Annotated in this window: 10 protein-coding genes; 4 read left to right on the top strand and 6 right to left on the bottom strand. The window is 74.7% G+C overall.

Annotated features, from left to right (window positions below):
* Window positions 1-816 (bottom strand): ROK family protein (locus tag ABD323_RS37385; RefSeq protein WP_344446557.1); only part of this gene is annotated, 816 nt, incomplete at its 3' end.
* A gap of 220 nt (window positions 817-1,036) precedes the next feature.
* On the opposite strand from ABD323_RS37385, the gene ABD323_RS37390 reads away from it, so the two are divergent.
* The gene (locus tag ABD323_RS37390) at window positions 1,037-1,600 is read left to right on the top strand and encodes an FHA domain-containing protein (RefSeq protein ID WP_344446558.1); all 564 of its coding nucleotides are present in this window, start codon (window positions 1,037-1,039) and stop codon (window positions 1,598-1,600) included.
* A 58-nt stretch (window positions 1,601-1,658) separates the two neighbouring features.
* Here the strand turns inward: ABD323_RS37390 and ABD323_RS37395 are convergent, their stop codons facing one another.
* The 4 genes from ABD323_RS37395 to ABD323_RS37410 form a co-directional block, all read right to left on the bottom strand.
* Window positions 1,659-3,071 carry an acyl-CoA synthetase gene (locus tag ABD323_RS37395; protein ID WP_344446559.1) on the bottom strand — a complete coding sequence of 471 codons (1,413 nt, stop codon included), beginning with the start codon at window positions 3,069-3,071 and terminating at the stop codon, window positions 1,659-1,661.
* Between the two features lie 113 nt (window positions 3,072-3,184).
* Window positions 3,185-4,147: an electron transfer flavoprotein subunit alpha/FixB family protein gene (locus ABD323_RS37400; RefSeq protein ID WP_344446560.1), complete on the bottom strand. Its 963-nt coding sequence runs from the start codon at window positions 4,145-4,147 to the stop codon at window positions 3,185-3,187.
* Between the two features lie 41 nt (window positions 4,148-4,188).
* Entirely contained in the window at window positions 4,189-4,974 is a 786-nt protein-coding gene (locus tag ABD323_RS37405) for an electron transfer flavoprotein subunit beta/FixA family protein (RefSeq protein ID WP_344446561.1), read from the bottom strand.
* 334 nt (window positions 4,975-5,308) lie between these two features.
* Window positions 5,309-5,737: a thioredoxin family protein gene (locus tag ABD323_RS37410; RefSeq protein WP_344446562.1), complete on the bottom strand. Its 429-nt coding sequence runs from the start codon at window positions 5,735-5,737 to the stop codon at window positions 5,309-5,311.
* 316 nt (window positions 5,738-6,053) lie between these two features.
* On the opposite strand from ABD323_RS37410, the gene ABD323_RS37415 reads away from it, so the two are divergent.
* The 3 genes from ABD323_RS37415 (at window position 6,054) to ABD323_RS37425 (ending at window position 8,328) form a co-directional block, all read left to right on the top strand.
* The gene (locus tag ABD323_RS37415) at window positions 6,054-6,473 is read left to right on the top strand and encodes a DUF4395 domain-containing protein (RefSeq protein ID WP_344446563.1); all 420 of its coding nucleotides are present in this window, start codon (window positions 6,054-6,056) and stop codon (window positions 6,471-6,473) included.
* Between the two features lie 264 nt (window positions 6,474-6,737).
* Complete coding sequence (locus ABD323_RS37420) at window positions 6,738-7,514, top strand: lysophospholipid acyltransferase family protein (protein ID WP_344446564.1); 777 nt, start codon at window positions 6,738-6,740, stop codon at window positions 7,512-7,514.
* Between the two features lie 115 nt (window positions 7,515-7,629).
* On the top strand, window positions 7,630-8,328 hold the full coding sequence (locus tag ABD323_RS37425) for an ester cyclase (RefSeq protein WP_344446565.1): 699 nt from the start codon (window positions 7,630-7,632) through the stop codon (window positions 8,326-8,328).
* 40 nt (window positions 8,329-8,368) lie between these two features.
* Here the strand turns inward: ABD323_RS37425 and ABD323_RS37430 are convergent, their stop codons facing one another.
* Window positions 8,369-8,992, bottom strand: a complete 624-nt coding sequence (locus ABD323_RS37430; protein ID WP_344446566.1) for an HIT family protein — start codon at window positions 8,990-8,992, stop codon at window positions 8,369-8,371.
* Window positions 8,993-9,063: the final 71 nt, after the last annotated feature.

Here is a 9,063-nt window from a genome sequence, read left to right on the forward strand (position 1 = left end):
CTCACCGACCTGCGCGACGCCGGCGCCGATCACCACGACGTCCAGCTCGACCAGCGTGTCGGTGGCCGCGAGGCCGGCCGCCAGCGCCTGCCCGGCGCGGGCGAAGGCGCCCAGCGCGCGCGGGTCGCCGGCCCGGGCGGCGTCGGCCACCGCGACCGTCGTGGCGCCGCCGGAGATGTCCACCAGCCGCCCGCCGTCCGGCCGCCAGCCCGCCGCCAGCGCGTGGCGCACGATCGCGGTCCCGCTCGCCAACTGCTCCAGGCAGCCGCGGCTGCCGCACGGGCAGGAGTCGCCGTCCAGGTCGACGCTGATGTGGCCGATGTGGCCGGCGTTGCCGGTGGGGCCCGGGTAGAGCGCGCCGCGCAGCACCAGGCCGCCGCCGACCCCGGTGGAGACCACCAGGCAGAGCGCGTTGTCGTAGCCGCGCGCCGCCCCGCGCCAGTGCTCGGCGGCGGTCATCGCCACCCCGTCGCCGGTCAGCACCACCGGACGCCCCCCGGTCAGCGCGGCCACCTCGCCGACCACCGGGAAGTCCCGCCAGCCGGGGATGTTGACCGGGCTGACCGTGCCGCGCACCGCGTCCACCGGACCGGCGCTGCCCACGCCCACCAGCCGCACCCGCGGCCAGTCCGCGCTGCGGGTCAGCTCCCCGATCACCTCGGCCAGCGCGCCGAGCACCACCTCACCGCTCTCCTGGGCCCGGGTCGGCCGCTGGACGCGGTGGCGCAACGAACCGTCCTCGGCGCCGATCAGGGCACCGGCGATCTTCGTCCCGCCGATGTCGATCGCCGCCACCAGCGCCTGACCGCTGTTCATCCACCGCTCGCTTTCCCGTGTCCCCGACCGCCCGCACCCGGCGGCCGACCCTATCTGGTCCGGCACCCGCGCCCGCGACGGCACCAGCCATCGCACCATCACATGTCACACCACATCCCCCGGTTGTACCAACTCCCCCGCCCGCTGCCCGCCGGCCGGCCCCGGCGCGCACCCGCCGCTCGCTGGACACCGGCCCCCCGAACGGCCGAGAATCGACGCCATGACCGCTCTCGAGCCCCGCACCGGCGCGGCGCCCCCCGGCGGGCCGGACCGGCCCTCGGAGGCCGAACGCGACCAGGCCCTCGGGATGCTGCGCGCCGGCGCGGGCAGCGGCCGACTCTCGCACGACACCTTCATCCACCGGATGGAGCTGGTACTGGCCGCCCGCAGCCGGGCCGAGCTCGACGCCGTCCTCGCCGACCTGCCCGCCGACGGGCCGCTGGGCCGGCTGCTGCTGCGCACCGTGGGGCGCGTGTCCTCGTTCACGGTCCGGCTGCGCGACGCCTGGCGCCGCGAGCGGCTGCCGGGGCTGACCCTGCCGCAGCCCGGCGGGCACCCGCTGCGGATCGGCCGGGCGCCCGGCAGCGACCTGCGGCTGAGCGACATCTCGGTCTCCCGGGCGCACGCGGAGCTGCGGCGCGACGCGGACGGCTGGGTGCTGCACGACCTCGGCTCGACCAACGGCACGCACGTCAACGGGCGGCGCGTCACCGGCAGCACCCCGGTCCGCCCGGGCGACCTGGTGGCCTTCGGCAGCCTCGCCTTCCGGCTCGCCGCCGGCTGAGCCGAGGCCGGTCGGCGGGCGGGAGCGGTGGCCCGGGGCTCGGGGGCTCGGGGCCCGCTCAGCCCTCCAGCAGGCGCTTCTTGAGCACCTTGCCCATCGCGTTGCGCGGCAGCTCCTCGACCAGCACCACCCGGCGCGGCCGCTTGTGCACCGACAGCCGTTGGGCCACGAACGCGGCGAGCTGATCGCCCGTCACCGGACCCTCGGGGACGACGAACGCGACCACCGCCTGACCGAGGTCCGGGTCCGGCGCACCGACCACCGCGGCGTCCGCGACCGCCGGGTGGTCCCGCAGCGCCGCCTCCACCTCGCCCGCGCCGATCCGGAAGCCGCCGCTCTTGATCAGGTCCACCGAGGCCCGCCCGACGATCCGGTGGAAGCCGTCGGGACCGATCGTGGCGACGTCACCGGTGCGGAACCAGCCGTCGGCGGTACGGGACTGCGCGTCCGCCTCCGGGCGGCCCAGGTAGCCGTCGTACAGGGTCGGCCCGCTGACCTGGAGCTCGCCGACGCTCTCGCCGTCGCACGCCACCGGGCTCACGCCGTCCTCGCCGCACAGCCGGGTCCGCACGCCCGCCACCGGCAGGCCCACGCTGCCGGGGCGGCGCTCGCCGTCGGCCCGGGTGCTGACGGTGATCAGCGTCTCCGTCATGCCGTAGCGCTCGATCGGCCGGTGGCCGCTGAGCGCGGTCAGCCGCTCGAAGACCGGGACGGGCAGCGGGGCGCTGCCGGAGACCAGCAGGCGGGCGCCGGCCAGCGCCTGGGCGCAGGCCTCGTCGGCGGCGACCCGCGACCAGACGGTGGGCACCCCGAAGTAGAGCGTGCCGCCCGCCGCGGCGTAGCCGGCGGGGGTCGGGCGGCCGGTGTGCACCAGCCGGCTGCCGGTGCGCAGCGCGCCGAGCACCCCCAGCACCAGGCCGTGCACGTGGAACAGCGGCAGGCCGTGCACCAGGGTGTCCTCGGCGGTCCAGGCCCAGGCCGCGGCCAGCGCGTCCAGGTCGGCCAGCAGCGCGCGGTGCGAGAGCATCACGCCCTTGGGCGCGCCGGTGGTGCCGGAGGTGTAGAGCAGCATCGCGGGGCCGTGCGGCGCGGGCACGGGCACCGCCGGGTCCGCCTTCGCAGCCAGGTCGACCGGCAGCGCGGCCAGGCCGCAGCGGAACTCGGCGGACTCGCCGTCGGCGCCGGCCAGCAGCTCGGCGCCGGAGTCGCGCAGGATGTGGGCGCGCTCCAGCTCGCCGGAGTCGGGCGCCAGCGGCACCACCGGCACCCCCGCCAGCAGGCCGCCGACCACAGCCACCACCGTCTCCACGGTGGGCCGGGCCAGCACCGCCAGCGCGGCGGCCCCGGCGGCGCGTGCGGCCACCGCGCCGGCCGCGGCCAGCAGCTGCTCCCGGGAGATCGCCCGGCCGTCGATCCGCAGCGCGTCGGCGGCGTCGCCGTACCCGCCCTGAAGTGCCGTCAACAGGTCCACGCCCGCACTCTACGGGGCCGGTGAACGCCGCAGGGCGTGATCCCCGCCACGGGGGATCACGCCCTGCTGGACAGCTCGCGGCCGGCCCTCGCGGGCCCGAGCCTGGGCGGTCGTCAGCCCTTGCGGGCCTTGACCTCGGCGGTCAGCTGCGGCAGCACCTGGAACAGGTCGCCGACCACGCCGTAGTCGACCAGCTCGAAGATCGGCGCCTCGGCGTCCTTGTTGATCGCCACGATCGTCTTCGAGGTCTGCATGCCGGCCCGGTGCTGGATGGCGCCGGAGATGCCCGCGGCGACGTACAGCTGCGGGGAGACCTGCTTGCCGGTCTGGCCGACCTGGTTGCTGTGCGGGTACCAGCCGGCGTCCACCGCGGCGCGCGAGGCACCGACGGCCGCGCCGAGCGAGTCGGCCAGCTCCTCGACCACGCCGAAGCCGTCGGCCGCGCCGACGCCACGGCCGCCGGAGACGACGATCGCGGCCTCGGTCAGCTCGGGGCGACCCGAGGAGACCCGCGCGGTGCGGGAGGTGACCTTGGCGGCGTTGCCGGTGAACCCGACGGTGACGTTCTCGACCGCGCCGGCGGCCGGGGCGGCCTCGGGGCCGACCGCGTTCGGCTTCACGGTGATGACCGGGGCGCCGTGCGAGACCTTCGACTTCACCTGGAAGGAGGCGGCGAAGACCGACTGGGTGGCGACCGGACCGCCGTCGCCGGCCTCCAGGTCGACGGCGTCGGTGATGATGCCCGAGCCCAGGCGCAGCGCGACGCGGGCCGCGATCTCCTTGCCCTCGCCCGAGGAGGTGACCAGCACGGCGGCCGCGTCGGCGGCCTTGGCGATCTGGGTGAGCGCGTCGACCTTGGGGACCACGAGGTAGTCGGCGAACTCGGCGGCGTCGGCCACGTAGACCTTGGCGGCACCGAACTCGGCGACCTTCGCGGCGATCTCGGCGGCGGCCGGGCCGGCGCCCAGCACGACGGCGGAGGGCTCGCCGATCCGGCGGGCCAGGGTCAGCAGCTCGAGGGCCGGCTTGCGGACGACGCCGTCGGCGTGGTCCACGAGAACCAGGATTTCAGCCATGATTCGTTACTCCTGATTGAACGTGAGGTCCGGACGGCGGGTCAGATGAACTTCTGCTCGGCGAGGAAGGTCGCGAGCTGCTTGCCGCCCTCACCCTCGTCCTTGACGATCGTTCCGGCGGTGCGGGCCGGGCGCTCGGTGACGGTCTCGACCGCGGTCCAGGCGCCGGCCAGGCCGACCTCGTCGGCCTCCAGGCCCAGGTCGTCCAGGTCCAGCTCGGCGACCGGCTTCTTCTTGGCGGCCATGATGCCCTTGAAGGACGGGTAGCGGGCCTCGCCCGACTGGTCGGTGACCGACACGACGGCCGGCAGCGAAGCCTCGACCAGCTCGGTGGCGGCGTCGCCGTCCCGGCGGCCCTTGACCACGCCCGCCTCGACCGACACCTCGGAGAGCAGCGTGACCTGCGGGACGCCCAGGCGCTCGGCGAGCAGCGCGGGCAGCACGCCCATGGTGCCGTCGGTGGAGGCCATGCCGCAGACCACCAGGTCGTAGCCGGTCTGCTCCAGCGCCTTGGCGATGATCGCCGAGGTGGCGATCACGTCGCTGCCGTGGATGTCGTCGTCGTTGACGTGGACACCCTTGTCGGCACCCATGGAGAGTGCCTTCTTCAGCGCGTCCCTGGCGTCGTCCGGGCCGACGGTCAGCACGGTCACCTCGGCGTCGCCCGACGCCTCGGCGATCCGCAGCGCCTGCTCGACGCCATACTCGTCGAGCTCCGACAGGAGGCCGTCCACGGCGTCCCGGTCGGTGGTGGTGTCGTCCGCGAAGCGACGGTCACCGGTCGCGTCGGGCACGTACTTCACACAGACAACGATCCTCAAGCTCACGGCCTGTCTCCTGTACTGGTCTCGTCCGGCGGCTGCGGCGGTGCAACGACGGGCGCGCCCGCGGCGGCCCGCTTCGGACAGCGCATTCCCGCTGTCCCGACCGGCACTTCCGGCAGCATACTCGGCAGCATCCCGCTCTGGTTACTCGTCAGTATCTAAATACCGGTCGCCCACATCTTGCCGCAATATCGGCCTGGTCGACCGCCTGATCATTGTGACGAAGCTCTCGGCCCCGCGGACCCACCAACGCACCGGGAATTGCCCGACCAACGCCCGCGCGCCCCGCACGGACCGACCGTGCACGGAGCAGCACCGCCGGGGCGGGGCAGGCCGTTCAGAGCGCCAGGCCCAGCGCGGCGATCACGTCCGCGCGCCGCGGCTGGCCCACCGCCCGCCGCACCACGCGGCCGCGCGCGTCGAGCACCAGCACGGTCGGGGTGCGCAGCACCTCCAGCCGGCGGACCAGGTCGAGGTGCTGCTCGGCGTCGATCTCCAGGTGCGCCACGCCCTGCACCATCGCGCTCACCTCGGCCAGCACCCGGCGGGTCGCCCGACAGGGCTGGCAGAACGCCGAGGAGAACTGCAGCAGGGTGGCCCGCTCCCCCAGCACCGCCCCCTCGCCCAGTTCGGCAGCGGACAGCAGCACGGCCTCGTCCCTCCCGCGCGCCCCCGGGGCGCGCAGCCTCCCGTCGCGCCGGGCCCGGACCAGCCCGAACCCGCCCGCCAGGACGAGCACCGCGACGCACACCACCAGTCCGGTCATGCCCCCAGTCTGCGGCATGGCCCGCGGCGCCCGGTACGCCCGGTGGGCGCCCGGGTCCGCCCGGCCCGAGCCGGTCCGCCCGGGCCCCACGACCGGTACCATCGCCGCGTGGACACCCCCGGCCCCCAGCGCCTCCCGCTGCGCCGCCGACGGCCCGCCGGGGAGGACCTGACGAGCCGCCGGGTGATCGACCTGTGCCGGGCCACCACCTCCCGCTGTCGCTGAGCCGACCTCCCGCCGCCCCGGCCGTCCGGCCAGGGGCGCAGTCCCGGGCACGGTCCCCGGGGCGCCTCCCGTCAGCTCGCCGGAGTCCCCTGTGCAGATCGACCCGCGCGGCCCGCGTTCCGCCGCCGCGCTCACCACCCTCGTCCTGGCCGCCGCCCTGATCACCGCCAGCTGGCCGCTGCCGGCCGCGCAGGCCGTGGTCTTCGCGCTCGGCGCGCTCGGCCGCTCCCCCTACGGCTGGCTCTACCGCGTCCTGCTGCGCCCGCGGCTGGGCCCGCCCACCGAGCTGGAGGACGCCCGTCCGCCGCGCTTCGCCCAGCTGGTCGGCCTGCTCTTCGCCGTACCCGCCGCCCTGGGCTACCTGCTGGGCGCGAACTGGCTGGGGACCGCGGCCTGCGCCTGCGCCCTGGCCGCGGCCTTCCTCAACGCCGCCTTCGGCTACTGCCTGGGCTGCGAGGTCTACCTGCTGCTGCGCCGCGGGCAGGCCCGGTTCGCGGTGACCGGCCGGTAGCCGGGCCGCCGGTGGGGCGCGGGCCCGTGCCCCGCCGGTAACACGTCGGGGGTCCGGCCCGCAGCCCGCTCCGACCAGGTGTGACGACTATCTCGCGCGGGCGGCGCACACCCAGGTGACAGATGGCCCGTGTTCGAGGGACCATCGTTCGCAGAATCACCCGTGGCAGCCGCGGCGTGCCGCGGGCCAGCCCCCGGCCGACTCCTGGCGGTCGCGAGTGCCGGTGCACCGGGCGAAGGCCCGTGGGAAGAAGTAGGGCTGACCGTGGCAGAGTTCGTGTACCCGCCGGTGATCCGGGCCGCGTTGACCGTCTTTCGAGCGCTCGACGTGCAGATCACGATCATCGGTGCGGAGAACGTTCCGGCCACCGGTGGCGCCGTGCTGGTGAGCAATCACATCAGCTACCTGGACTTCCTCTTCGCCGGCCTGGGCGGCTACCGCGGCGGCAAGCGCAAGACCCGCTTCATGGCCAAGGACGACGTCTTCCGCCACAGCGTCTCCGGCCCGCTGATGCGCGGCATGAAGCACATCCCGGTGGACCGGACGGACGGTCAGCCCGCGTACGACGCCGCGGTGCGCGCGCTGCGCGCCGGCGAGGTGGTCGGGGTCTTCCCCGAGGCCACCATCAGCCGCTCCTTCACCCTGAAGAAGTTCAAGACCGGCGCGGCCCGGATGGCCGCCGACTCCGACACCCCGCTGCTCCCGGTGATCCTGTGGGGCACCCAGCAGCTGTGGACCAAGGGCCGGCCCAAGACGCTGACCAAGCGGCACGTGCCGGTGACCATCATGATCGGCGAGCCGATCCGCCTGGAGCCCACCGACAAGCCGGTCATGGTCACCCGCCGCCTGCGCGCCACCATGACCGAGATGCTCGACCGGGCCCAGCGTGACTACCCGGTCGCGCCGGCCGGCCCCGAGGACACCTGGTGGCTGCCCGCGCACCTGGGCGGCACCGCGCCGACCCTGGAGGTCGCCGAGGCCGAGGACGAGCAGGAGGCGGCCGAGAAGGCCGCCCGCCGGGCCGCCGCCGCCGGCAGCTGACCGGGCCTCCGTCGCGGGGGACCCGCATCGGCTCGCCTTGCCCACCGGACGCCTCCGGGCCGACAGTGGTAAGGGGCAACAGAAGCCGTTGGGGGTCCCGCCCGGAGGTACGACCATGACATTCGTGCAGATCATCGACTGCAAGACGGACCAGGTCGACGAGATGAACCGGCTCCTGGACACCTGGATCGAGCTGACCCGCGGGCGCCGGACCGCCACCCACTCGATCGTCGGCTCGGACCGGGCGGACGCCCGGCACGTCGTGGAGATCGTCGAGTTCCCCTCCTACGAGGAGGCGATGCGCAACTCCCGGATGCCGGAGACCAACCGGATCTTCAGCAAGATGGTGGCGCTCTGCGACGAGCCGCCGACCTTCGTCGACCTCGACGTGGTCCGCGACGACCAGTTCGACAAGTCGACCGTGCGCAGCTTCTTCGACGCGATCGGCACCGGCGACGTCGACCTGCTGCGCCAGCTGATCTCCCCCGACTACCGGGACAACGACCCGGCGGACGAGACCGGCCCGCTGACCGCCGACGAGTTCGTCGCGAAGATGGGCACCTACGGCGCGGCCTTCGACGCCGCCTTCACCGTCCGCAGCCAGTGCGCCGAGGGCGACCTGATCTCCAGCCGGTGGACCTGGGAGGGCACCCACACCGGCGCGTTCAGGGGCCTGCCGGCCACCCACCGGCAACTGGACACCACCGGCACCACCACCTTCCGCCTCGAGCACGGCAGGCTGGCGGAAGGCTGGTGGAACTGGGACAACATGCGCCTGCTCAGGCAGCTCGGGCTGATCCAGCCCTCGGGCTGATCCAGCCCTGATCCGGCCCGGCCGGAGATGCCCGCGGACGTCAGCCGTCGGCGGCCAGGAGGGCGGCCAGCCGGCCGCGGGTCTCCGCCCAGTCCTCGGCCGACTGCTTCGGCAGGAGGTCCCCCCAGAGCGGCAGGAAGCTGCCCCGCAGCTGGAGCATGCCCTCGGGCCGCGGGATCACCCAGACGTGCAGGTGCTTGGCACCGTCACCCCAGCGGTTGAAGTGCACCCGGCCGATGCCGCCCAGGGCCGTGACGGCCCGCTCCAGGCGCTGCAGCAGCGGTCCCAGCTCCGCCGACCGCTCCGGCGGCAGGTCCGCCAGGTCGTGGTGACCACGGGGGTACAGCATCGCCTCGACGGGCAGCCCACCGGGCTCCACCGGCGCGGTCACCAGCCAGTGCTCGTCCTGCCAGAGCACCTCCGGATCGGCCGGGTCCCGGAGACAGACGTGGCACGTCTCGGGCCCCTCCTCGCCGGACCGCGGCGGCTCCGGCAGGACGGGCTCGTCCAGGACCTTCAGCCGCAACTCGCCCTCGATCGGAAAGTTCGGCCAGCTGGTGACGGTCTCCTCGCCCGTGGGAAGGGCGATCCGCTCACCGATCGGCAGGCTGCGGACATACGCACCGGGCTCCGTCGTCGCCGTGACGCTCTCAAGATCAGTCATGCGCCGGAGTCTGCCAGAAACGCGAAGAAGCCCCCACCGAATAAACGGTGGGGGCTTCTCCTGAATGATTG

The organism is Kitasatospora nipponensis, assembly GCF_039528135.1.
Taxonomy (GTDB): Bacteria; Actinomycetota; Actinomycetes; order Streptomycetales; family Streptomycetaceae; genus Kitasatospora; species Kitasatospora nipponensis.